Here is a 21,741-nt window from a genome sequence, read left to right as displayed (position 1 = left end):
TCGTTTGTATATTAGCGCAAACGATTGTGCACTATGGAAGATCCAGTCCTTGGGGTAGTCACGGAGGAAGCAAAATGCCTTTCGTTATCGGGGTCGACATCGGCGGAACATTTACCGACGTCGTCGTTCTTGATCGAACAACCCAGCGCGAAGTGATCGCGAAGTCGCCCACCACGCCGCTGGACCTGATGGAAGGGCTGCTCGACGGCGTAACGAGGGCTGCGGAACAGTTCGGGCTTTCATTGACCGAGCTGCTGTCAGAGACCGAGCGCTTCTCGCATGCAACCACACAGACTACGAATGTGATGTTTACCTGGCAGCTGGGTGCAGTGGTCGGCCTTCTGGCCACGAGGGGCTTCGGGGACGAAATCCTCATTATGCGCGCACGAGGCCGCGTGGCAGGGCTTGGGCTCACCGAACGCCGCCACTTGCGGGCGACTGATAAACCGCGTCAGATCGTCACGCGGGAAAGGATCGCTGAACTTCCCGAACGGGTAGACCGGTCGGGGCGGGTTATCGAGCCTCTTCGGAGGGAGGATGTAGAGTCCGGCGTCCGGAGCCTCCTTGCCCAAGGAGTCACGTCGTTCGCGGTCACGCTGCTTTGGAGCCATCAAAGGCCCGCGCATGAGCAGCTGGTGCGCGAGGTGATCCGTGACTTAGCGCCGGACGCGCACGTCTCATTGTCGAGTGAGATCTCACCGGTTACGGGGGAATACGAACGCACATCGACAACGGTGGTTAATGCATTCATTGCGCCGACCCTGGAGAAGTACCTTGAGCGACTGAACCAGCGCCTCACGGCGGAAGGCCTGCGCGTTCCCATTCTCATTTTCCAGGCCGGGGGAGGAGTGAGTGACATCCCGTCTGTTCTCCCTGTGAGCACCATTGAATCCGGGCCCGCCGGTGGAATGGTTGCTGTGCAGAAGCTGGCCGCTGCGATGAAGCAGGAGCGCGTCATCGCGACAGACGTGGGTGGTACTACCTTCAAGGTTGGCCTCATTGTTGATGGCCGATGGTCGATGGCCCCGGAAACCATCATCAACCAATACACGCTGCTCTCGCCCATGATCGACGTCGTGTCCATCGGTGCCGGCGGTGGAAGTATCGCCTGGGAAGACGCCGGGCGCTTGAGGATCGGTCCGGAGTCTGCAGGGGCATCACCTGGGCCGGCTTGTTACGGCTGGGGAGGTATGAGGCCAACGGTCACCGATGCGGACGCCGTGCTCGGCTACCTTGACCCCACACGGTTCCTGGAGGGGCGGATCCAGTTGCGGCTCGATCTGGCTGAGACCGCAATCAAGGACTACATCGCCGATCCACTCTTCGACGGGGACGTTGTGGCGGCAGCGGCAGGGATCCGGCAAGTAGTGGACTCGCAGATGGGGGATCTCATCCGCAAGGCAACACTTGAGCGGGGTTATGACCCCCGTCAGTTCGTACTGGCAGCGTATGGCGGAGCGGGACCTGTGCACGCGGCGTCTTATGCCAGGGCAGCCGGAGTGTCCCGCTTGGTGATTCCGCTCAGTGCGACTGCCTTCTCCGCCTATGGGGTGGTGATCTCGGACACCATTCGCACCGTTCAGCGGTCCATCAGCACCGAGGCCGGACGCGACGACGAGGTACTGGCCAGAAGCTTCCAAGACGTCGCTGAGAACGCCATCGCCGCGCTCAACGCCCAAGGCGTGGCCACCGAGCGGATCAGCATCACACGGTGGGCGGATATGCGCTACGAACGGCAACTGCATGATGTCCGCGTGCATCTTCACGGAAACGGAGCAGCCGGTGGCTCAATCGTGGATGCCTTCACCAAAGCCTTCGGCGAGCGCTATGAAGTGTTGTTCGGGAAGACGGCCCGGCTAAAGGATGCGGTGCCTCGTATTCTCCGGATAGGAGTCGATGCAACTGCCGCCAGCGGGATCGAGGTGGGGCAAGAGGGGTCCGCTCCTGTCATAACGCAGCTGGACACTCCGATGCACCGCCGTGACGTCTACTGGCCTGAGGCGGGTGGCTGGATATGCACTGCCGTCTACTCCGGCAACCAATTGGAGATTGGCCACGACTTTTCGGGACCGGCAATCATCGAACAACCGGGTACCAGCGTCGCAGTTCCCCCAGGAGCGACTGCGCAGGTCGACGAGCTGCGCAACCTGATTATTTCTCTCGAGGCTGCAGGAGAAACTGATGACTGAAAAAATTGACCCGGTGCTGTTCGAGGTGGTGTGGCACCGTTTGCTTGATATCACCGAGGAAATGGGCATCAAGTACATGCGCACCTCCGGGTCGCCGATCCTGGTCGGCGCCTATGATGCCAGCACGGGCATCACGTTGCCCGACGGGAAGCTGGTTGCCATGGGCCCGTACATCTCGACCCAGGCCCACGTGCTAAGGCTCATCGTGGGCTCAGTCATCAAGCAACGCGAGCAGCATCCAGGCATCAACCCGGGGGATATGTTCATCTGCAATGACCCGTACCTGGGTGCCACGCACCAACCGGATGTCGCCACTGTCGCTCCGGTCCACCATTCCGGAGAGCTTCTTGCCTGGGTGGGTTCGTCCGGCCATTGGCTCGACATTGGCGGCAGCGAACCCGGGGGATTCAACATGACCGCCAGGTCGGTTTTCGACGAGGGGCTCCGCCTTCCGCCGACGAAGATCGTTGAAGCCCACGAGATTCGGGAGGACATCGTCGACCTCATCATGGCCCAGGTGCGCGAACCCTTAGCCGAACTGGACCTACGGGGGCAGCTTGTGGCCAATGAGGTCGGGCGCACGCGATTGCTGGAGGTTGCCGACGAGGTAGGGCCCTCTGTCGTTAATGAGGTAATGCGTCGCGGCATCGGCCACGTTGCCCGGCGGATGCGTTCCCGTCTGCGGTCGCTGCCGGACGGTCAGTGGCGCGAGGTGCAGTATCTGGACCACGACGGGCATAGGCAAAACGTCCGTAAGATCGTTTGCACCCTGACAAAGACAGGCGACCAGCTGACCCTGGACTTTGCAGGCTCCGACGCGCAGGTCGAGGGCTTTGCCAACACTGCGTTCGGAGGGCTTCGGGCGGCCGTCTTATCCGGCGTCTGCATCGCGCTCGGATACGACCTGACATGGAATGACGGCGTCGCCGACTGTGTCGAGATCAAGGCCCCGCCCCGAACCATCGTGACTGCCGAATTCCCCACGCCGGTGTCGATGTCCACCATCTCCGCAATCATCGTGACGTTGAATCTCGTGCTCGTCGTGTTGTCCCGAATGCTTCTAGCCAGCCCAAAGCACCACGAGCAAGCCATGGCCAGCTGGTGTGCGACCTCGCTTGGCGTCTCCATGGTGGGAGTCAACCGGGACGGAACGTTCACTGTCGCCCCGGAAGCAAGCCACTTTGCCGCCGGAACAGGGGCAAGAACATATGCGGATGGAGTCGATACCGGCGGGATCATCATCAACACCACCGCGAACATCCCCTCGATTGAGGCGACGGAGGACGCCTACCCGCTTTTGTACCTGTTCCGTCGCCAACTGACTGATTCGGGCGGAGCCGGCCGCTTCCGGGGTGGAGTGTCAGGCGAGGTTGCGATTGTTCCCTACGAGGCAAAGGGCCCGCTGTCGACATCTTTTGCCGGAGTCGGATCGCTGACCCCCAACGCCATCGGAGTGGCCGGCGGGCTGCCCGGCGCCACCGTACGCTACCTTCGGTTCCTCGACGCCGCCAGGCTGGACCAGGGGACGGAAAACACCGGTCTCGTCGGCACGCTTGAGCAGATCGACGGTGAACGGACGGTTGGCCCGCTGAACAGTTCGAAGATCCAATTCGGTCCAAACACTGTCGAGTATCACAACTGGCAAGGCGGAGGCGGATTCGGGGATCCGCTGGACCGGGATCCGGACAAAGTGCTCAAGGACGTTCGAACGGGGCTTGTCTCCGCGGATGAGGCAGCCAGGACCTACGGCGTTGTCCTGACAGCCGGAAGAACCCCCGAGCTGGACCGCGAGCAGACCGACGTCACGCGAGAGGGACTCCGAAAGCAGCGTCTGGGCAGGGCCGTGCCCTTTGTTGAGAAGCATCCGCTCCCGGGGGTGCAATCGATGCCCGCCAGTGATCCCGAAAGTGCTGTTGAACGTGAGGCGGTGCACTACTGGGACATTATTGCCATCGATCACGGGACGGACACCATGGCTTGTGTCAGATGTGGCACCACTCTCGGCCCGGCCGCTGCCGACTTGCGGCACGGCTGCGTTTGCGAAGAAGTGCCCGCATCTGTGATCGGCCCCATTCGTGGAGAGGACTACGTCGAGGGGGACGAGGTCATGGTTGCCATCCGGTCGTTCTATTGTCCGGGTTGCGGGCGGCGGCTTGAAGCAGACCTCGTCGTCCCCGGCGGCCCCGGTCCCTCCGCCAACATTTTGCGTGGAGGGGTGATGAGCGCATGAGTGAGGGCACCATGGCAGAGGAGTGGCTCGCCTTCGGCACGCCTGCAATCTCCGACAGCAATGGGCGCCAAGGGGTGCTGTCCTCCCGCATCCGTCCCCAAACGGTCAGCGGACTTGTTGGCCGTGCTTTTTGTGTGCGGGTAGTGGTGGGGGACAGCGGTTCCCTGCACCAGGCCCTGGAGGTTGTGCCCTCGGGATCCGTGCTGGTTGTGGATGCCGGCGGTTTCGCTGACCGTGCAGTATGGGGAGAGGTTCTGACCGTTGCTGCTCAACATCGCGGAGTGGTGGGGGCTGTTATAGACGGGGCCGTCCGTGATGTCGCTGCAATCCGTCGACGTGGCTTTCCGGTCTACAGCGCAGCCATCTCTGCCGCCGGGCCGCACAAGGCATGTGGGGGCACCTGGGGCGCAGGCGTTTCGTGCGGGGGAGTCAGTGTGAACACAGGCGACCTCGTAGTGGCTGACGAGGACGGCGTGGTTGTCGTGCCGTGGGAGCTGCGGGAAACCGTTGCGGCCTCCACCCGCGCCACCCTCAAACGTGAACAGAGTCTCATGGCACAGATCCTGGACGGCCTCAGTACGGCCGAGTTCTTCGGCCTGAGGCCTGGCCACGTCACTAAGGAAGACGCTGCTGTTACCAAGGGAAGTACAGCAAGCGCCGCCCAGTCAGGAGAAACAAGATGAGAATTGCACGGACAATGTTCGACGGCGGCCCCGAGTTTATCGTCAGCGATGAGTCGAGCACATGGACGCCTCTGACCTCGCTCGGACTAAGCTACCCGGACACACGGGCACTCATTGAAGACATCAACAATGTACACAGCAGGTTGGCCGGCACAACGCCCACCCTCGAGGTGGCCCAGGAAGAGCTTCTCAACCCCGTCGTTCGTCCCGGCAAGATTCTGGCCGTTGGCCTCAACTACGCAAGCCACGCTCAGGAAACGGGAGCCGTTCCGCCCGAGAAGCCCCTAATTTTCGCGAAGTACTCCAGTTCGCTCAATGGACCTTTCGCTGATGTCGTCATCGGTCCGCGGGTAACGGATCAGGCCGATTATGAAGCCGAACTGGCGGTCATCATCGGCAGGCCGGCGAAGCGGGTCAGCCGCGAGGATGCCGCTTCCCACGTTTTTGCCTATGCAGTGGCCAACGACGTATCCTCCCGTGACGCTCAGAAGTCAGACGGGCAGTTCTCCCGCTCGAAGAGTGCCGACACGTTCTGCCCGATTGGCCCGTGGTTGACGACGGCAGAAGAGATTCCAGATCCCTACAACCTGAGTGTCACTTCCACCGTGAACGGGGAGGCCCGGCAGACTGGTTCCACCGCCGACATGATCTTCAACATCAGTGAGCTGATTTTCTATCTGGCGACCACCATCACTCTCGAAACCGGCGACGTGATTCTTACTGGCACACCACCCGGTGTCGGCCTCGGATTCAAGCCTCCCCGTTTCCTCCAACCCGGGGACGTTGTGGAATGCGGCATCACGGGGCTCGGCACCATCCGCAACAGGTTCGCCGTCGATTAGAGGACCGGGACCAACCATCGCAGGTACCCTTACCTAACCGTCCTGATTCGTGCGGAGATGGCTCCGGTGAGCCGGATCAGGTCGTGGGGATTCAGCTCGATGTCCAGGCCCCGCCGGCCACCGGAGATGAGCACTGTTTCCTGTTCCAACGCGCTGTCGTCAACCACGGTGCGGGCCGCCTGGCGCTGTCCCAGGGGTGAAATCCCGCCCAGTACATAACCAGTACGGCGTTCGGCGACGGCGGGATCGGCCATGGCGGCCTTTTTGCCCCCCAGTGATGCGGCCATCGCCTTCAGATCCACATTGCCGCTGACGGGAACCACTCCCACGGCCAGCTGCCCGTCGACGTCGACCATGAGGGTCTTGAACACCTTGGCCGGGTCAATGCCCAGCGCCTCGGCGGCTTCCATACCGTAGCTCGCCGTGGCGGGATCGTGATGGTACGGATGCAACACAAAAGCAACACCGGCCGCAGTTAAAGCAGCTGTGGCCGGTGTTCCTTGTGAAGCCTGTTTTTTTGCCATCCGCTGGTGCGGGCTCAGCCTTGGAAGCGGGCTGAGGCCGCAACTTTACGTTTGATGCGGCCCAGCATTGCCGTCATGCCCCTCATCCGCAACGGGGTAATGGCGCGCGTGAGTCCCAGTAGCTCCGGCATGTCATCCGGTATGGCCAGGATTTCCTGAGCGGACAAACCATCAAGTCCCTCATGGAGGACACCGGCGAATCCCCGAGTGGTGGGAGCTTCCGGTGGCGCCTTAAAGTACAGCCGGACGCTGTCCGGAGCACCGCCGTCGCCCTTTTCCGTCTCGATTGTCAGGAACAACGGTGACTGGCACTCCACCACCTGTTCGAGCAGTTCAGGGTGGTCCTTGAGATGCTCGGGCAGTTCCGGAAGTCCACGTGAGAACTCCAGGAGCAGCTGGAGCCGCTCAGGTTCGGTGAGGGCCTGGAAATCATCAACAATTTCCGCAAGGGTGGCGGGGAGGGAATCGGTATTCATCAGTTCCAGCTTACGCAGTATTTGCAGGGGAGTGGTGTGGGCTTTCCCCGGCTAGTTCGATGCCTCTGCCGTTGCCGGCCGTGAAGAAGGAACAGTGCCGCGGTCTGCACCCTTGACGATCGGAACGCGGACAGCGTTCCCCCATTCAGTCCACGACCCGTCGTAGTTGCGTACGGTGTCAAACCCAAGAAGGTACTTGAGGGCAAACCAGGTGTGGCTGGAACGCTCGCCAATACGGCAGTAGGCCACGACGTCGTCGCCCGGGGTCAGACCTGCTTCTCCGAGATACAGCGCTTCGAGTTCTTCGCGGCTGCGGTAGGTGCCGTCCGGTGCAGCTGCGCGGGCCCAGGGAATGGAAGCCGCGGTGGGGATGTGCCCGCCGCGGAGCGCACCCTCTTCAGGGTAGGCAGGCATGTGCGTGCGCTGCCCGGTGTACTCCTCAGGGGAGCGGACATCGATCAGCGGCTTGCCCAAGTGGGCGAGCACGTCCTCCTTGAAGGCGCGGATGGGGGCGTCATTGCGCTCCACTACGGGGTAGTTGCCCGGAGCCGGGGAAGGTACGTCCGTGCTGAGTTCACGGCCTTCTGCGATCCACTTGTCGCGGCCGCCGTCCAGCAGGCGAACATCCTCGTGGCCGAACAGGGTGAAGACCCACAGGGCGTACGCTGCCCACCAGTTTGATTTGTCCCCGTAAATCACCACAGTGCTGTCCCGGGAAATACCCTTGGCTGCAGCGAGGGCAGCGAAGGCCTCGCCATCCACGTAATCCCGGGTGACTTCATCGTTCAGGTCGGTGTGCCAGTCGATCTTCACGGCGCCCGGAATGTGACCGGTTTCGTAAAGAAGGACGTCTTCGTCGGACTCCACCACCACAAGCCCGCCGTCACCCACGGCTCCGGACTCGATGGCCGCGGCGAGCCATTCGGTGGATACGAGCCGCTCCGGGTGGACATAGCCGGAAAATTTCTCGTTCTGTTCAACGGGGTAGGGCATTCTGATGGCCTTTCATTGAAAACGGTCAGTGGGTCCTGGCCGGGCACGGGTTGTCACGGCAGCCGGACCTGCTCCAACACTAGCCACGCCCCCGGACTATTGCTTCCCTCCGTTAACACAGGGACATATGGCCTTCATCACGTGGCGGCTGCCGTCAGGCCGATACCGGTATTCTTTCTGGGGACAGACCAGCAGAACGGACCACCTTGGTACAGATCGAACAGCTCGCCGCGCGCACTCCGGCGGTTTCCGTGGATGACCTCCTCAAGGGGTTTTATCCTTCGCCACGATTCGGCGCGGTCTCCTTCGGCAGCTACCGCCCCGATCCTTCCCAGCCAAGCCAGGCGGCAGCGGTCCGAGCCCTTGAAGGTTTCGCTACCGGCGTCGGCGCGCGCGACGGCGACGGCCTCTTCAAACGGCTCTTTGGCAAAAAGGACACCTCCCGCGCCGGGATCTACCTGGACGGCGGATTCGGTGTCGGCAAGACGCACCTCCTGGCGTCCCTCTGGCACGCGACGCCAGGCCCGAAAGCCTTCGGCACATTTGTTGAGTACACCAACCTCGTGGGAGCGCTGTCCTTCCGCAAGACCGTTGAAGCGCTCAGCCACTACAAGCTCGTCTGCATCGACGAATTCGAGCTGGATGATCCGGGCGATACCGTCCTCATGTCGCGGCTGATGCGGGAGTTGGCGGACGCCGGCGTCAAGCTCGCAGCGACGTCTAACACGCTTCCCGGTTCCTTGGGTGACGGGCGCTTCGCCGCCGTCGACTTCCAGCGCGAGATCCAGGTTCTGGCCGATCAGTTCGACGTGGTGAGGATCGACGGCGAGGACTTCCGCCACCGCGGTCTGCCGGCGGCGCCGCTGCCTTTGCGTAATGACGAACTGAACCATCACATGAGGGCAGAGTTCGACGGCAAGACTGTGGCCAGGGATGACTTCAAGACCCTGATTGCCCACCTGGCCGGCGTCCACCCGAGCCGCTACCGGCAATTGATTGACGGAATCGACGGAGTGGTGTGGCGCGATGTGGACACCATCACTGAACAGGCAGTTGCCCTGCGGTTCGTGGTCCTGGCCGACCGGCTGTATGACAAGGACGTCCCCATCCTGGCCAGCGGTGTTCCGTTCGACCGCCTCTTCACCGAGGAAATGATGACCGGCGGTTACATGAAGAAGTACTTCAGGGCAGTCTCACGCCTGACAGCCCTGGCCCGCGAGGGTCAAAACCACGAGCCTTCGTGAAGGCTGTGCCTTCCTAGGCCCTGTTAAACGCCGAAGGTGCCGGCGCCGCCTCTCGGCGGGACCGACACCTCGCTGACGTACCTAGTTGGGTCAGAGGCCCTGCTGCCGGGGTTCCCCGGCTACAGGTGGCTCACCGTCGACGTGGGGATCATCAGCTGCAGGCGCCGCGTTGGGCGTCCCGTTAGCTTTGTCCACGAGGCCGGCTGCACCTTGCTGGGCGGAATCGATTTTGTCGGCGTACTTGCCACCGGTCTTGGTATCGATGAAGTCACCGGCTTTGCCGATGCCGTCCTTGATGGCTTCTTCCTTGCCACCAATAAGTTGCTGAGCCTTGCCCTTTAGATCGTCAAGTAATCCCACGGGCACCTCCCTTCAGTCGCGGAGCCAGATCGCTCCTGGCCTTTCGATCCTAACCGGGGAGTATGGAGGTGCCAACCGTTTGGGAGTGTTTTAACAGCAAAAAAAGCAGCTCCGGGGGAGCTGCTTTCGTGGGTGGGCGATACTGGGATCGAACCAGTGACCTCTTCCGTGTCAGGGAAGCGCGCTACCGCTGCGCCAATCGCCCGCGCAAAGATAACGCGGTTTAAAAGAAAAGAGAGCGGACGACGAGATTCGAACTCGCGACATCCACCTTGGCAAGGTGGTGCTCTACCAGCTGAGCTACGTCCGCACATGTAGATCGTTACGCCTCAGAGGCGTTCTACAACAAGCAAAATGAATTGCTCTGGTGGGCGATACTGGGATCGAACCAGTGACCTCTTCCGTGTCAGGGAAGCGCGCTACCGCTGCGCCAATCGCCCATTGCCATCCAGCCTGAACCGGAAACCATGGTTTTCACCGAGGTGGGTACGGGATTCGAACCCGTGTATACGGCTTTGCAGGCCGCTGCCTCGCCTCTCGGCCAACCCACCGTGTTAGCACGGTTCCGAAGAACCCTTGCCGTGACAGTGTCCTGCGAGCGGACGACGAGATTCGAACTCGCGACATCCACCTTGGCAAGGTGGTGCTCTACCAGCTGAGCTACGTCCGCAGTTTGGAGGGTTGATTCCGTGCCCTGACGGGCATTTCCTCGCGTTCCAACGAGTAAAAACTCTATAGGAGGTTCAAGGATTCTCCAAATCGCTTTCCCGCCCACTGACATGGACCCCGCTGCTTCCTTGATTTCTAGGGGTTTTGGCTAATTACAGCGGTGTAATTCCCGCTGCTTTTGGCGCAGTCCGGAAGTGGGATAATGGTGTCAGGCAGCCGATTTCTATAATCGACCGGACTGGGCTAGCATTCAAAGGCATCAGGGGCGATTGGCGCAGTGGTAGCGCGCTTCGTTCACACCGAAGAGGTCACTGGTTCGAACCCAGTATCGCCCACCCCGAAGGCCCGTTCCGTTATTGCAACGGAGCGGGTCTTTTTGTGTTTCTTACTTGTGGTCCAGACGGTTTCAGTGAGCTGGACTTCCTGTCGGTCCTTTGTGAAAGAGTTGAGATATGACCGCTCCACTGCTTGCCCACGCCACTGATTATGGCCGCATGTACGCCCGTTCCACTACCGCGGACTTCTCTGTTCCATCCATCACCACCGTCATAGGGCAACAGCCCCATGGCCTGGATGGATGGTTCGGCTATATGGGTGCGAGCAGCCTTGCCAGCGACCCCCTGCTCCCGGGCATTCTGGGCAGTCCGGCGCAAGTAAGGCAGGCGGTCAACAGGGCCGCCAAGGCAGCGGAGGCCTACCGCGATGTCGCTGCGAAACGTGGTGACCGTGTTCATGACTACTGCGAGCAGGTGGCCCTGAGGGCGCTGGGCAAGCCGCACCGCATGAAGGAAACGCGCGAGGCCCTGGCAGCCAACGGCGAGGAAGCCTTTGCCGCCCGGTTTGATGAATGGTGGGAGCTGTACCGCGTTGAGCCCATCGCTCCGGAGATCACAGTCTGGAACCAAACAGTGGGCTATGCAGGAACCCTGGATCTGGTGGCCCGCATCAACGGCCGGACCTGCCTCATCGACTACAAAACCAAAGGCACCACCAGGGATGGAACGGTCAAGCCCCTGGACGACAAAGTGGTGATGCAGCTGGTGGCGGGAATGAAGGCCGAAGAGAGCCTCGTAGACCCTGTAGCCGGCGAATGGGAACCCTGGAAGCACGGAGAAGCACCCGTGCTCCTGGCCGTGGCCCTGGGCGAGACCGAAGTGCGTCCCTCGAGGGCCAACCCCGAGGTCCTTAAGCATCACTGGTGGAAGTTCTGTGCTCTCCGGCGTGTTTGGGAAATGGCCGCCGACACGGGAAGCGCCGGAAGTGCGCTGCTGCCTGTTGCCCCGCCGGTGTCCCACCAGCCAGCCACACCACTGCCTTAGCCGACACCTCGTGCCCCTCCTGACAGATGCTGCATCTAAACTGGATGGGATCCCGTACCTCTCCACCGTGAGGAAAGACTGCCCATGGCCATTCTGAACATCCGTATCATCGGGGATCCTGTGCTCCGCACCGTGGCCGATCCCGTGACGGACTTCGGACCGGAGCTGGGAAAACTGGTCGCTGACATGGTCGAAACCATGGAGGATGTTGACGGTGCAGGACTCGCGGCTCCGCAGGTCGGAGTAAGCCTCCGCGTTTTCACCTACCGGATCGGCGGGGTTGAAGGGCACATCATCAACCCGGTGCTGGAAAACAGTGACGACTTCCAGGAGGACGAAGTGGAAGGTTGCCTGTCCATTCCCGGGCTTGGATTCCCCGTCCGCCGTCGTCGGGCCACCAAGGCATCAGGCGTAGACCTGAACGGCAACCCGGTCAGCGTGGAGGCTGACGGCATGCTCGCCCGCTGCTTCCAGCACGAGACTGACCACCTCGACGGCGTCCTTTTTACGGACCGTCTTGAGGGAGAGGACCGCAAGGCTGCCCTTCGCGCCATCCGCGCCGCCAACTACCACTCCGTTGCGGAACAAACCACCGCGAAGCGGGCACGGACTGTCGGTTCCAGCTTTGGCATCGGTTCCGGAACAGCCGGATGAGGGTTCTCTTTGCTGGAACACCAGCGGTCGCAGTGCCTTCCCTGGATGCTTTGCTTGGTGCCGGGTTTGACGTCGTCGCCGTGCTCACGCGACCCGACGCACCCCTTGGCCGCAAGCGCGTGCTGACCCCCTCTCCGGTCGCAGCCCGGGCCGCGGAACTCGGAATTGACGTGATTCACGCAGCCAAGGTGGATGCTGAAGTCACCGCCAGGATCGCGGACCTGAAACCCGAGGTGGCGGCTATCGTGGCCTACGGCGGGCTCATACCCCGCGCGGCTCTTGACGTCCCGCAACACGGCTGGATCAATCTGCATTTCTCGTTGCTGCCGGCCTGGCGTGGTGCCGCACCGGTCCAGCACGCTGTCATCGCCGGTGATGACGTGACCGGGGCCGTGACCTTTCTTCTGGAAGAGGGCCTGGACACGGGTCCCGTTTTTGGCACGCTCACCGAAAAGGTACACGACGACGACACCTCCGGCGAGCTGCTGGAGCGGTTATCGCACAGCGGAGCCGTTCTCCTCGCCCAGACTCTCTTGGCAGTGGAAGCCGGCGCCGCTGCTGCCGTGCCCCAGAGCGGCGAGGTCTCGCTGGCACCCAAGCTCACCATTGACGACGCCCGCCTCGATTGGCATCAGCCCGCTCTCGCGGTTGGCCGGCGTGCCCGGGGCGTGACTCCTGAGCCGGGAGCCTGGACAACATTTGAGGGCCAGCGTCTGAAGCTGGAGCCAGTGGTTCTCCGCCCGGATACCCTTGACCTGGAACCGGGCCGCGTCGCCCTGAGGGAAAAGGCTGTGCTGGTAGGAACAGGCTCGCACGCTGTGGAATTAACGAGGATCCAACCCTCGGGCAAGAAAATGATGGCCGCCGCTGATTGGGTGCGCGGACAGACTTCAGTGGAAAGCATGGTGTTCGAATGAGCGGGTCCGGCACAGGCGGCAACGGCCGTGGCCAGCGCAGCGGTGGGCAACGGAGTGGTGGGCAGCGGAGTAGCGGCGCCGGCGGCAGCCAGCGGAACGCGCAGGGCCGGGAACGTAACCGGACATCGCAGCGCAGTTTTACTGAAAACGCACCTTCCCAGCGCACGCGCCGTGCCGATCCCGCCCGCCTGGTGGCTTTTGAAGTGCTCCGGGCCGTTGCGTCCGAGGACGCCTATGCAAACCTTGTCCTCCCCGCCCGCATCCGGCACCATGGGCTGGACAAGCGCGACGCGGGTTTTGCCACCGAGCTCAGCTATGGCGCCCTCCGAGGTCAGGGGACTTACGACGCCGTTTTGGCCCGCTGCGTTGACCGTCCCCTCGACCAGCTCGATCCGGCAATCCTCGATGCCCTTCGGATCGGAGCCCATCAGCTGTTGGCGATGCGTGTCCCTGCGCACGCTGCCCTGGATCAGACAGTCGGCCTTGCCCGCGCTGTTATCGGAGCCGGGCCGTCCGCACTGATCAATGCGGTGCTGCGGAAGGTTTCTGCCCGCAGCCTTGATGAATGGCTTGAGGAGCTCCTTCGGGACGAGACCGACGAAACCGCCATTGCGTCAGTCCGCCATGCCCATCCGGAGTGGATCGTCAGGGCATTGCGGCAATCTTTGGTGGCGCACGGCCGGCCGGTAACGGAAATCACCGGGCTGCTTGAAGCGGACAACGCGGCTCCTGTGGTCAACCTTGTGGCATTGCCCGGCTTGGGGAGCCTCGACGAAGCGCTGGAGAATGGTGCGATACCCGGTGAGCTTGTTGAGGACTCGGCACTTTCCAGCGGAGGAGACCTAGGCAGGCTGGCATCCATCCGGGAAGGCAGCACCAGGGTCCAGGACGCAGGTTCCCAATTGGTTGCCCGTGCGCTGGCCGCCGTCGATCTTCAGGGAAATCGTCGAGGCGCAGGCCGGGACATTGCTGGGCACGCTGGTTCCGCCAGCGCCGGAGAGGGTGAACTCTGGCTGGACCTCTGCGCAGGACCCGGCGGAAAGGCAGCCTTGCTGGGAGCCCTCGCCAACCAGAGGGGTGCACGCTTGCTGGCCAACGAACCCCTGCCGCACCGGGCCAAGCTGGTCCGCCAGGCATTGTCGATTGTGCCGGACGACGTGTGGGAAGTCCGCACCGGCGACGGCCGGGAGCTCGGCAGCGAACAGCCCGAGACGTTCGACCGCATCCTCGTGGATGTTCCCTGCAGCGGTTTGGGAGCCCTGCGCCGCCGTCCGGAATCACGCTGGCGCCGTTCTCCGAAAGACCTCGCAGACCTGGGCCCCCTGCAGAGGGATTTGCTCAAGTCGGCTTTGGCTGCGGTCCGGCCCGGCGGAGTGGTGGCGTACGTGACCTGCTCCCCGCACCCCGCCGAAACCACCGCCGTGGTCAGCGATGTCCTCCGCAAGCGTGATGACCTTGAATTGCTGGATGCCGGAGCTGTGCTGGACAACGTGAGCCTGACCGGGCACTTGGAGGCCGGGCATGAGGGGACGGCGCAGTTGTGGCCTCACCTCCATGCCACTGACGCAATGTTCCTTGCCCTGATCCGGAAGAAGTCCTGACACCGGGATTGCCAGGCAACATCCATCCCGCAAGCACCTTCAACTGAAAACCGCCGGCCGTTGTTGGCTTGGCAGCGCCCTTACTGTGAAAGGACTCCCTCATGGCCCAGTGCTGTATCAATCCCAGCATCCTCTCTGCGGACTTCGTGAACCTCGAGGCTGAGCTTCGCCGCATCAGCAACGCCGACGCCGTCCATGTTGACGTTATGGACAACCACTTTGTTCCCAACCTGACGATCGGCCTGCCGGTGGTGCAGCGGATCCAGGCCGTGAGCCCTGTGCCACTGGACGCCCACCTGATGATCAACGACCCCGACCGCTGGGCCCCGGCGTACGCCGACGCAGGCGTGGCTTCCGTGACCTTCCACGTCGAAGCCTCGATCGCCCCCATCAAACTTGCCCGCGAATTGCGGGCAAGGGGAGCGAAGGCAGGAATGGCCTTACGGCCGGGAACCCCGGTGGAGCCGTACCTGGACATGTTGCCGGAACTGGACCTGCTCCTCATCATGACCGTGGAGCCGGGCTTTGGCGGCCAGTCCTTCCTGGACCTCACGCTGCCCAAGATCCGCCGGGCACGGGCTGCCATCGACGGCGCGGGAACGGGCGTGGCCTTGCAAGTGGACGGCGGCATCACGGAAGAAACCATCATCAGGGCAGCTGAAGCCGGAGCGAATGTCTTTGTGGCAGGTTCCGCAGTTTATGGCGCCGAGGACCCGTCGGAAGCTGTGGAGCGGCTTCGGAAGGCCGGCAGCCGCTAGCCGTCGGTGACGCCCTCGGTTACGGCGAAAAGAATTCTCCCTGTGACGCATTCTGACGGGAATACCCGGGCGGACAGTGAGGTTGTGACAGAATAACAACACACAATACGTGCTCCGGGGTCGGTGTAAGTCCGAACCGGCGGTGACAGTCCGCGACCCGCGAGCCGGTGCTTTCTCTTTGAAGGTGTCCGGCGGACGGTTGAACCGGTGAAATTCCGGTACCGACAGTTAAAGTCTGGATGAGAGAAGCACGTACGGCTGTTTCTGTGGCGCTTACATGCGCCACGGATTTTTGCTGTCGTATACCCCCGGAGCCCACGCGGTTTTCGAGGGAAGGAACGACGCACAGGTGCTCTCAGACGGTGAATTCACGCAGCCTGAAATGGCAGCAATGGAACGCGCCTTGGCAGAGGCCCTCAAGGGACCCCGTGGGGTTAACCCCTTGGTGGGAGCGGTAATCCTCGATGCCGCCGGCCGCCAGATGGCAACCGGCTATCACCGCGGAGCCGGAACTCCCCACGCCGAGGCTGACGCCATTGCGCAGGCGGGATCGCAGGGACTGGATCTGTCAGGTACCACCATGGTGGTCACCCTTGAACCCTGCAATCACTGCGGCCGCACCGGTCCCTGCGCTCAGGCAATCATCGATGCAGGCATGGCCAAAGTCATTTATGCCGTCGATGACCCGCATGATCCGGCTGCCGGTGGAGCGGCCACCCTGCTGGCGGCGGGAGTTAAGGTATGTTCAGGCCTGAACGCCGAGGGCGCCTTTGACCTGAACCGCAGATGGTTCGAGGCCGTACTGTCCAAGCGGCCTTTCGTCACCCTCCACATCGCCCAGACCCTCGACAGCAGAATTGCGGCCCAGGACGGCACCAGCCAGTGGATTTCAAGTCCGGAGTCGCTGGCCGACAATCACAGTACCCGCGGCCGGATTGATGCGATCCTTGTAGGCACCCAAACAGTTCTGATCGACAACCCCCGGCTGACAGCCAGGAATTCCGCCGGTGAGCCCGAAGGCCGGCAACCACTGCGGGCTGTCATGGGGCTCCGGAGCATTCCCGAGAATGCCGCTATCCATGGAGAAGAGGGCCGCGTACTCCATCTCGCCACAAGGGACCCCCGGCAGGCCCTGGACACCCTCTTCGCTGCCGGAGTGCGCCATCTGATGGTGGAGGGCGGTTCCCGCATCCTCAGCGCTTTCCTGGCCGCCGGGCTGGTGGATGAACTGATTATTTACCTGGCACCCACGTTGCTGGGGTCCGGCACCGCAGCGCTGGGCGACCTCGGCATTACAACGCTGTCCGATGCCCAGCATTGGGAATGGGATCCCGCCGGAGGCGGAGCCGTTCAGTCCCTTGGCCGCGACCTTCGGCTCCATCTTCGTCCTGCCGGCTCAGAAACATCAGCCGGCTCCGCCATCACCGAACTTTCCAAGGCAACTTCAACCGATTCAACCGTGCACCTGACAGGTGCCGGCAGCACAGCAGGAGGCTATTGATGTTTACCGGAATTATCGCCGAACAGGGCAAAGTCCTGTCCTTGGACAGGGGAGAGGGCAGCGCAACCCTCCGCCTGCAGGCGCCCGGGACCACCGAGGGCCTCGCTCTGGGCGGATCCATTGCAGTGAACGGCGTATGCCTGACTGCGACTGAGATAGCGGGCAAGGAGTTCAGCGTCGACGTCATGGGCGAGACCCTCCTCAGGAGCACGATTGGCCAGCTGCAGGCGGGGGACGCCGTCAACCTTGAGCGGTGTGTTCCCGCTGGCGGCCGCCTCGACGGCCACGTCGTCCAGGGCCACGTGGACGGTGTCGGCAGTCTGGTGGAACGGGAATCCCTGGAAAACTGGGACCGGCTGAGGTTCGAAGTGCCGTCCGGTCTTGCACGGTATGTCGCCGAAAAGGGCTCCATTGCGGTCGACGGCGTATCCCTCACCGTTAGTGCCGTCAGCCCGCCGCAGGAGCCGGCGCCCTGGTTTGAGGTCGGACTGATCCCCACCACATTGGCAGAGACCGGTCTGGGAGCAAAGAGCATAGGGAGCCCGGTGAATCTGGAAGTTGATGTGCTGGCAAAGTACACGGAGCGCCTGTTGGCGTTCTCGCTGCCGGCGGCACGGGAGCAATCCGCATCGGCGCCGCAGGCAGTAGACACGGGGGTCTCGCTGTGAGCCCGGCCTCCACTGCGGCCGGCCCTGTGGATCTGGGCGCTCCTGTCGAATTGGACGTTGTTCCTGCACCTTTGGACAGCATTGAAGAAGCCGTACGGGCCATCGCCGCGGGCCGACCGGTCATCGTGGTGGACAACGAGGACCGCGAAAATGAGGGCGACATCATTTTCGCGGCGGAGTTTGCCACGCCGGCTCTCATGGGCTGGACCGTCCGCTACAGCTCGGGCGTCATTTGTGTTCCCCTCGACGGTGCCCGCGCTGATGCCCTGGCGTTGCCGCCGATGGTTGAAGTCAACGAAGACTCCAAGGGAACTGCCTACACTGTTTCCTGTGATGCGGCCGCCGGCGTGACCACGGGAATCTCGGCCTCAGACCGTGCCCTGACTGCCAGGGTGCTGGCCGATCCGGCCAGCCAGCCTGCCTCGCTTACACGTCCCGGGCATGTTTTTCCGCTTCGTGCTGTTGAGGGTGGTGTACGGGAACGTCCGGGCCATACGGAAGCGGCTGTTGAGCTGTGCCGGCTGGCGGGACTGTCGCCCGTGGGTGTGATTGCAGAATTGGTGTATGACAACGGAGAGATGATGCGGCTGGATGGACTGCGCGTTTTTGCTGCAGAACATGGCTGCCCGCTCATCTCGATCGAGGACCTTGTGAGCTATCTGGGCAATGGGGACCACAGTAGGCGGGCATCGGTTCCGGCCGGAAAAGAGGAGAAATAATGACGGCTTCGAAGGCTCAAAAGGCAGCTAACGGCGCAGAGCCCCACCCGGTCAGCGGTGGCCCGGTGGTCCAGCTGCCCAGCGAGTTCGGCGGTTTGGTTGCCCAGGCGTGGATTGACCTCGAAACCGGTGCCGAGCACCTGGCAGTGAGCTCTCCCATTCCGCCCACCGATGGGCAGGCACCCTTGGTGCGGCTGCACTCGGAATGCCTCACGGGCGACGTCTTCGGGTCCTACCGCTGCGACTGCGGTGAACAGCTCGCCTATGCGCTGGAGATGATCAGCGAATACGGCGGGACGTTGCTGTACCTCCGCGGGCAGGAAGGCCGCGGCATCGGCTTGGCCAACAAGATCAAGGCCTATGCCCTCCAGGAAGCCGGATTGGACACCGTAGAAGCAAACGAGCAGCTGGGTTTGCCGGTTGACGCCCGGCGCTACAAGGCTGCGGCTCAGATCCTGGCAGAAATGGGCCTCACCAAAATCCGGTTGTTGAGCAACAACCCGGACAAGCAGAACAGGTTGGCCAAGGCCGGAGTGACAGTGATTGAGATGGTTCCTACCGAGGTTCCCTCACGGGAGCAGAACATCCGGTACCTGCAGACCAAGAAGGACCGGATGGACCATCGGCTCGTCCTGGGACCTGAGTCAGCTGCCGTTGCAACCATTGCCCCCGGTATGGCCCCCACCCCCTTTGACCACGAACAGGACTGAGCCGGCCTCTGCCTGAACTGACCCAGGCTGAGCTGTCTCGTCAAAACTGAACACCACGACTCACCACAACTACTGAACGGAACCTCGTAATGAGCGGACACGGCGCGCCCGAAATCGACTTGACCACCCTGAATCCTGACGAAACGTCACGCCTGAAACTGGCGATTGTTGCTGCCAGTTGGCACACGCAGATCATGGACGGCCTGCTTGACGGTGCGCTCCGGGCTGCCAAAGAGGCCGGCATCAGCGAGCCCACCGTCCTGCGGGTACCCGGCAGCTTCGAGCTTCCCGTTGCGGCGGCCCGGCTGGCGCCACACTTTGACGCCGTCGTGGCCCTCGGTGTGGTGATCAGGGGAGGCACGCCCCACTTTGACTACGTCTGCCAGGCCGCCACGATGGGCCTTACCGATGTCAGCGTCAAAACCGGCGTCCCCGTTGGATTCGGTGTGCTTACCTGTGACACGGAACAGCAAGGCCTGGACCGGGCCGGCCTTCCGGGTTCCTCCGAGGACAAGGGCCATGAAGCCGTGACGGCAGCCCTCGCAACGGCAGTGACCCTGAGCCAGTACCGGCAGTGAGCCCTCTGTGCTTTCTGTCACAACGCCGTCGTCATGCTACGGCCCGGCAGGCGCTCTCCAGCCTTGAGCAAGTAGGCTGGAGGGCGTGAAGAATTTCGAGACGCTGTTTGCAGAACTCAGTGAGAAGGCTGCAACACGCCCGCCCGGCTCCCGCACGGTCGCTGAATTGGAGTCCGGGGTCCACGGCATCGGCAAGAAGGTTGTCGAAGAAGCGGCGGAAGTCTGGATGGCTGCTGAGTACGAATCCGACGAAGCAGCCGCTGAGGAGATCTCCCAGCTGCTCTACCACCTGCAGGTTCTGATGCTTGCCAAGGGACTCAGCCTGGAAGACGTTTACAAGCATCTTTAGCCGCCCCGCTGCGGTCATACCCTGCTTGAACCGATTCCGTCCCCACCCAGAAAGATTTTCCTCCATGCTGCGAGTTGCCGTTCCCAATAAAGGATCCCTGTCCGAAGCCGCCTCCGAGATGCTCGCCGAGGCAGGCTACCGCCAACGCCGCGACGGCGGCCGCGAGCTCGTGCTGGTTGATCCGGACAACGACATTGAGTTCTTTTTCCTCCGCCCGCGTGACATCGCCGTGTACGTAGGACAGGGAACGCTCGACGTCGGGATCACTGGCCGGGATCTTCTGTTGGACGCCGAGGTGGAGGCTGAGGAGCTGCTCGGCCTTGGGTTTGCCGCCTCCACTTTCCGCTTCGCTGGGCCCGTGGGTGACTTCGACGCCGTCGAACAGCTTGAGGGCAAGCGGCTCGCCACGAGCTACGACGGACTGCTGCGCGGATACCTCGCCGAGCGAGGCATCAACGCCAAAGTGGTACGGCTCGACGGCGCCGTCGAGTCCTCCGTGAGGCTCGGCGTCGCGGACGCCATTGCCGACGTCGTCGAGACCGGGACCACGCTCAAGGCTGCCGGGATGGAAATCTTCGGGGAACCGATCCTGCTCTCCGAGTCGGTACTCATCGGCCGCAAGGGTGAAAAGAATCCTGCGGCCGATGTCCTGATCCGCCGTCTTCAGGGTGTCCTCGTAGCCCGCCAGTACGTTCTGATGGACTACGACATCCGTAAGGAACTGGTGGAAGAGGCAGCCGCGCTGACCCCCGGCCTTGAGTCTCCTACTGTCTCCCCGCTGCGCGACTCTGACTGGGTGGCAGTGCGCTCCATGGTGCCGAAGAAGGAAACCAACCGGATTATGGACGAGCTCTATGACCTGGGTGCCCGTGCCATCCTTGTCAGCAGCATCCACGCCTGCCGCATCTGAGCGCCTCGTCCAAAGAGTTTCCTTTATGAATTTTCAGGAGTAGTCATGGCTGTAGCCGTACGCGTCATCCCCTGCCTGGACGTTGATGCCGGCCGCGTGGTCAAGGGCATCAACTTTGAAGGCCTTCGCGATGCCGGAGACCCAGTGGAGCTCGCTCACCGCTACGACAATGGCAGTGCCGACGAGTTGACGTTCCTTGATGTCACAGCGTCCTCCGGCAACCGCGAGACCACCTTCGACGTCGTGCGCCGGACGGCCGAAGAAGTGTTTATCCCGCTGACAGTAGGCGGCGGCGTGCGGGGCGTTGCTGAGGTGGACAAGCTTCTGCGTTACGGAGCAGATAAGGCGTCCATCAACACAGCCGCTGTGGCACGCCCGGACGTGGTGGATGAGATTACCCGCCACTTCGGCTCCCAGGTGCTGGTGCTGTCCGTGGATGCACGACGCAACCGCCCCGGTTCCAAACCCACCCCGTCCGGCTACGAGGTGACGACCCACGGGGGCCGTCAAGGGACTGGAATCGATGCCATCGCGTGGGCCAAAGAGGCAGCGGACCGTGGCGTGGGCGAAATCCTGCTCAACTCCATCGACGCTGACGGAACCAAGGACGGCTTCGACCTGGAGCTCATCCGTTTGGTCCGTGCGGCGGTGCGGGTGCCCATCATCGCCTCAGGCGGAGCCGGCGAACCGGCGCACTTTCCACCGGCCGTAGCCGCGGGAGCAGACGCAGTCCTGGCCGCATCAATCTTCCACTTCGGGCCAGATGACATGATTTCACAGGTCAAGACGGCAATCCGCGAAGCCGGTTTCGAAGTCCGCTGAGCCGCTGGCCCACCCACCTGAAGGA

22 protein-coding genes, 6 tRNA genes and 1 riboswitch are annotated in these 21,741 nt (G+C 62.6%); of the genes, 19 read left to right on the top strand and 9 right to left on the bottom strand.

Features of this window, described 5'->3' with window-relative positions; genetic code table 11:
* Positions 1-74: 74 nt before the first annotated feature.
* From M1E05_RS13210 to M1E05_RS13195, 4 genes are read left to right on the top strand one after another with little or no spacing between them, the layout of a single operon-like run.
* Positions 75-2,189, top strand: a complete 2,115-nt coding sequence (locus M1E05_RS13210; protein ID WP_461163224.1) for a hydantoinase/oxoprolinase family protein — start codon at positions 75-77, stop codon at positions 2,187-2,189.
* Entirely contained in the window at positions 2,182-4,419 is a 2,238-nt protein-coding gene (locus tag M1E05_RS13205; protein ID WP_461163223.1) for a hydantoinase B/oxoprolinase family protein, read from the top strand. The genes M1E05_RS13210 and M1E05_RS13205 overlap by 8 nt, the downstream gene beginning before the upstream one ends.
* Positions 4,416-5,102, top strand: coding sequence for an RraA family protein (locus tag M1E05_RS13200; RefSeq protein WP_458114367.1), 687 nt, complete (start codon positions 4,416-4,418; stop codon positions 5,100-5,102). The genes M1E05_RS13205 and M1E05_RS13200 overlap by 4 nt, the downstream gene beginning before the upstream one ends.
* Positions 5,099-5,944 (top strand): fumarylacetoacetate hydrolase family protein, encoded by an 846-nt coding sequence (locus M1E05_RS13195; protein WP_461163222.1) that lies wholly within the window; start codon positions 5,099-5,101, stop codon positions 5,942-5,944. Before M1E05_RS13200 ends, M1E05_RS13195 begins: the two co-directional genes overlap by 4 nt.
* 29 nt (positions 5,945-5,973) lie before the next feature.
* On the opposite strand, the gene ybaK is transcribed toward M1E05_RS13195, so the two are convergent.
* The 3 genes from ybaK to M1E05_RS13180 are packed head-to-tail and all read right to left on the bottom strand — an operon-like array spanning position 5,974 to position 7,937.
* Positions 5,974-6,468, bottom strand: coding sequence for a Cys-tRNA(Pro) deacylase (ybaK, locus tag M1E05_RS13190; protein WP_461163221.1), 495 nt, complete (start codon positions 6,466-6,468; stop codon positions 5,974-5,976).
* Between the two features lie 14 nt (positions 6,469-6,482).
* Positions 6,483-6,944, bottom strand: coding sequence for a SufE family protein (locus M1E05_RS13185; protein ID WP_458114364.1), 462 nt, complete (start codon positions 6,942-6,944; stop codon positions 6,483-6,485).
* A gap of 51 nt (positions 6,945-6,995) precedes the next feature.
* Positions 6,996-7,937 carry a sulfurtransferase gene (locus tag M1E05_RS13180; protein WP_461163220.1) on the bottom strand — a complete coding sequence of 314 codons (942 nt, stop codon included), beginning with the start codon at positions 7,935-7,937 and terminating at the stop codon, positions 6,996-6,998.
* Between the two features lie 206 nt (positions 7,938-8,143).
* Between M1E05_RS13180 and zapE the strand changes: the two genes are divergently transcribed.
* Complete coding sequence (gene zapE, locus M1E05_RS13175) at positions 8,144-9,181, top strand: cell division protein ZapE (protein WP_461163219.1); 1,038 nt, start codon at positions 8,144-8,146, stop codon at positions 9,179-9,181.
* A 90-nt stretch (positions 9,182-9,271) separates the two neighbouring features.
* Here the strand turns inward: zapE and M1E05_RS13170 are convergent, their stop codons facing one another.
* The 6 genes from M1E05_RS13170 to M1E05_RS13145 all read right to left on the bottom strand — a co-directional run bounded on the left by M1E05_RS13170 (position 9,272) and on the right by M1E05_RS13145 (position 10,211).
* On the bottom strand, positions 9,272-9,541 hold the full coding sequence (locus M1E05_RS13170) for an antitoxin (protein ID WP_461163218.1): 270 nt from the start codon (positions 9,539-9,541) through the stop codon (positions 9,272-9,274).
* A gap of 133 nt (positions 9,542-9,674) precedes the next feature.
* Positions 9,675-9,746: transfer RNA gene (locus tag M1E05_RS13165), tRNA-Val, on the bottom strand.
* 32 nt (positions 9,747-9,778) lie between these two features.
* A tRNA-Gly gene (locus tag M1E05_RS13160) sits at positions 9,779-9,851 on the bottom strand.
* 55 nt (positions 9,852-9,906) lie between these two features.
* Positions 9,907-9,981 (bottom strand) — tRNA-Val (locus M1E05_RS13155).
* A gap of 40 nt (positions 9,982-10,021) precedes the next feature.
* Positions 10,022-10,092: transfer RNA gene (locus M1E05_RS13150), tRNA-Cys, on the bottom strand.
* A 46-nt stretch (positions 10,093-10,138) separates the two neighbouring features.
* Positions 10,139-10,211 (bottom strand) — tRNA-Gly (locus M1E05_RS13145).
* 262 nt (positions 10,212-10,473) lie between these two features.
* Here M1E05_RS13145 and M1E05_RS13140 point away from each other — a divergent pair.
* The 14 genes from M1E05_RS13140 to hisF all read left to right on the top strand — a co-directional run bounded on the left by M1E05_RS13140 (position 10,474) and on the right by hisF (position 21,716).
* Positions 10,474-10,545, top strand: a tRNA-Val gene (locus tag M1E05_RS13140).
* A gap of 117 nt (positions 10,546-10,662) precedes the next feature.
* On the top strand, positions 10,663-11,529 hold the full coding sequence (locus M1E05_RS13135; RefSeq protein WP_458114360.1) for a cytochrome: 867 nt from the start codon (positions 10,663-10,665) through the stop codon (positions 11,527-11,529).
* Between the two features lie 84 nt (positions 11,530-11,613).
* The gene (gene def, locus M1E05_RS13130) at positions 11,614-12,183 is read left to right on the top strand and encodes a peptide deformylase (protein WP_461163217.1); all 570 of its coding nucleotides are present in this window, start codon (positions 11,614-11,616) and stop codon (positions 12,181-12,183) included.
* Entirely contained in the window at positions 12,180-13,100 is a 921-nt protein-coding gene (gene fmt / locus M1E05_RS13125) for a methionyl-tRNA formyltransferase (RefSeq protein ID WP_461163216.1), read from the top strand. Before def ends, fmt begins: the two co-directional genes overlap by 4 nt.
* Positions 13,097-14,701 carry an RsmB/NOP family class I SAM-dependent RNA methyltransferase gene (locus M1E05_RS13120; protein ID WP_461163215.1) on the top strand — a complete coding sequence of 535 codons (1,605 nt, stop codon included), beginning with the start codon at positions 13,097-13,099 and terminating at the stop codon, positions 14,699-14,701. Before fmt ends, M1E05_RS13120 begins: the two co-directional genes overlap by 4 nt.
* Before the next feature lie 101 nt (positions 14,702-14,802).
* On the top strand, positions 14,803-15,459 hold the full coding sequence (rpe, locus tag M1E05_RS13115; RefSeq protein ID WP_458114356.1) for a ribulose-phosphate 3-epimerase: 657 nt from the start codon (positions 14,803-14,805) through the stop codon (positions 15,457-15,459).
* A 105-nt stretch (positions 15,460-15,564) separates the two neighbouring features.
* Positions 15,565-15,715: riboswitch (FMN riboswitch) on the top strand.
* A 126-nt stretch (positions 15,716-15,841) separates the two neighbouring features.
* Positions 15,842-16,960, top strand: coding sequence for a bifunctional diaminohydroxyphosphoribosylaminopyrimidine deaminase/5-amino-6-(5-phosphoribosylamino)uracil reductase RibD (gene ribD, locus M1E05_RS13110; RefSeq protein WP_461165246.1), 1,119 nt, complete (start codon positions 15,842-15,844; stop codon positions 16,958-16,960).
* Positions 16,960-17,628 (top strand): riboflavin synthase, encoded by a 669-nt coding sequence (locus tag M1E05_RS13105; RefSeq protein ID WP_461163214.1) that lies wholly within the window; start codon positions 16,960-16,962, stop codon positions 17,626-17,628. The genes ribD and M1E05_RS13105 overlap by 1 nt, the downstream gene beginning before the upstream one ends.
* A gap of 26 nt (positions 17,629-17,654) precedes the next feature.
* Entirely contained in the window at positions 17,655-18,347 is a 693-nt protein-coding gene (ribB, locus tag M1E05_RS13100; RefSeq protein ID WP_461165245.1) for a 3,4-dihydroxy-2-butanone-4-phosphate synthase, read from the top strand.
* Positions 18,347-19,057, top strand: a complete 711-nt coding sequence (gene ribA, locus M1E05_RS13095) for a GTP cyclohydrolase II (protein WP_458114354.1) — start codon at positions 18,347-18,349, stop codon at positions 19,055-19,057. Before ribB ends, ribA begins: the two co-directional genes overlap by 1 nt.
* An 89-nt stretch (positions 19,058-19,146) precedes the next feature.
* A complete protein-coding gene (ribH, locus tag M1E05_RS13090) occupies positions 19,147-19,635 on the top strand; it encodes a 6,7-dimethyl-8-ribityllumazine synthase (protein WP_461163213.1) in 489 nt (162 codons plus the stop codon).
* 85 nt (positions 19,636-19,720) lie between these two features.
* Positions 19,721-19,984: a phosphoribosyl-ATP diphosphatase gene (locus M1E05_RS13085; protein WP_247044674.1), complete on the top strand. Its 264-nt coding sequence runs from the start codon at positions 19,721-19,723 to the stop codon at positions 19,982-19,984.
* A 64-nt stretch (positions 19,985-20,048) separates the two neighbouring features.
* The gene (hisG, locus tag M1E05_RS13080) at positions 20,049-20,894 is read left to right on the top strand and encodes an ATP phosphoribosyltransferase (RefSeq protein WP_458114352.1); all 846 of its coding nucleotides are present in this window, start codon (positions 20,049-20,051) and stop codon (positions 20,892-20,894) included.
* A gap of 45 nt (positions 20,895-20,939) precedes the next feature.
* Positions 20,940-21,716, top strand: a complete 777-nt coding sequence (gene hisF, locus M1E05_RS13075) for an imidazole glycerol phosphate synthase subunit HisF (RefSeq protein ID WP_461163212.1) — start codon at positions 20,940-20,942, stop codon at positions 21,714-21,716.
* Positions 21,717-21,741 lie beyond the last annotated feature (25 nt).

This window comes from Arthrobacter sp. R4-81, assembly GCF_054792365.1.
The sequence above is the reverse complement of the archived record's forward strand: the minus strand, read 5'-3'. Positions and strand labels throughout refer to the sequence as shown.

What these genes read in the sequence shown, in the direction of transcription:
- M1E05_RS13210 (WP_461163224.1), top strand. Translation starts at nt 75, where the DNA reads ATGCCTTTCGTTATCGGGGTCGACATCGGCGGAACATTTACCGACGTC.
- M1E05_RS13205 (WP_461163223.1), top strand. Translation starts at nt 2,182, where the DNA reads ATGACTGAAAAAATTGACCCGGTGCTGTTCGAGGTGGTGTGGCACCGT.
- M1E05_RS13200 (WP_458114367.1), top strand. Translation starts at nt 4,416, where the DNA reads ATGAGTGAGGGCACCATGGCAGAGGAGTGGCTCGCCTTCGGCACGCCT.
- M1E05_RS13195 (WP_461163222.1), top strand. Translation starts at nt 5,099, where the DNA reads ATGAGAATTGCACGGACAATGTTCGACGGCGGCCCCGAGTTTATCGTC.
- ybaK (WP_461163221.1), bottom strand. Translation starts at nt 6,468, where the DNA reads ATGGCAAAAAAACAGGCTTCACAAGGAACACCGGCCACAGCTGCTTTA.
- M1E05_RS13185 (WP_458114364.1), bottom strand. Translation starts at nt 6,944, where the DNA reads ATGAATACCGATTCCCTCCCCGCCACCCTTGCGGAAATTGTTGATGAT.
- M1E05_RS13180 (WP_461163220.1), bottom strand. Translation starts at nt 7,937, where the DNA reads ATGCCCTACCCCGTTGAACAGAACGAGAAATTTTCCGGCTATGTCCAC.
- M1E05_RS13135 (WP_458114360.1), top strand. Translation starts at nt 10,663, where the DNA reads ATGACCGCTCCACTGCTTGCCCACGCCACTGATTATGGCCGCATGTAC.
- def (WP_461163217.1), top strand. Translation starts at nt 11,614, where the DNA reads ATGGCCATTCTGAACATCCGTATCATCGGGGATCCTGTGCTCCGCACC.
- fmt (WP_461163216.1), top strand. Translation starts at nt 12,180, where the DNA reads ATGAGGGTTCTCTTTGCTGGAACACCAGCGGTCGCAGTGCCTTCCCTG.
- M1E05_RS13120 (WP_461163215.1), top strand. Translation starts at nt 13,097, where the DNA reads ATGAGCGGGTCCGGCACAGGCGGCAACGGCCGTGGCCAGCGCAGCGGT.
- rpe (WP_458114356.1), top strand. Translation starts at nt 14,803, where the DNA reads ATGGCCCAGTGCTGTATCAATCCCAGCATCCTCTCTGCGGACTTCGTG.
- ribD (WP_461165246.1), top strand. Translation starts at nt 15,842, where the DNA reads ATGGCAGCAATGGAACGCGCCTTGGCAGAGGCCCTCAAGGGACCCCGT.
- M1E05_RS13105 (WP_461163214.1), top strand. Translation starts at nt 16,960, where the DNA reads ATGTTTACCGGAATTATCGCCGAACAGGGCAAAGTCCTGTCCTTGGAC.
- ribA (WP_458114354.1), top strand. Translation starts at nt 18,347, where the DNA reads ATGACGGCTTCGAAGGCTCAAAAGGCAGCTAACGGCGCAGAGCCCCAC.
- ribH (WP_461163213.1), top strand. Translation starts at nt 19,147, where the DNA reads ATGAGCGGACACGGCGCGCCCGAAATCGACTTGACCACCCTGAATCCT.
- hisG (WP_458114352.1), top strand. Translation starts at nt 20,049, where the DNA reads ATGCTGCGAGTTGCCGTTCCCAATAAAGGATCCCTGTCCGAAGCCGCC.
- hisF (WP_461163212.1), top strand. Translation starts at nt 20,940, where the DNA reads ATGGCTGTAGCCGTACGCGTCATCCCCTGCCTGGACGTTGATGCCGGC.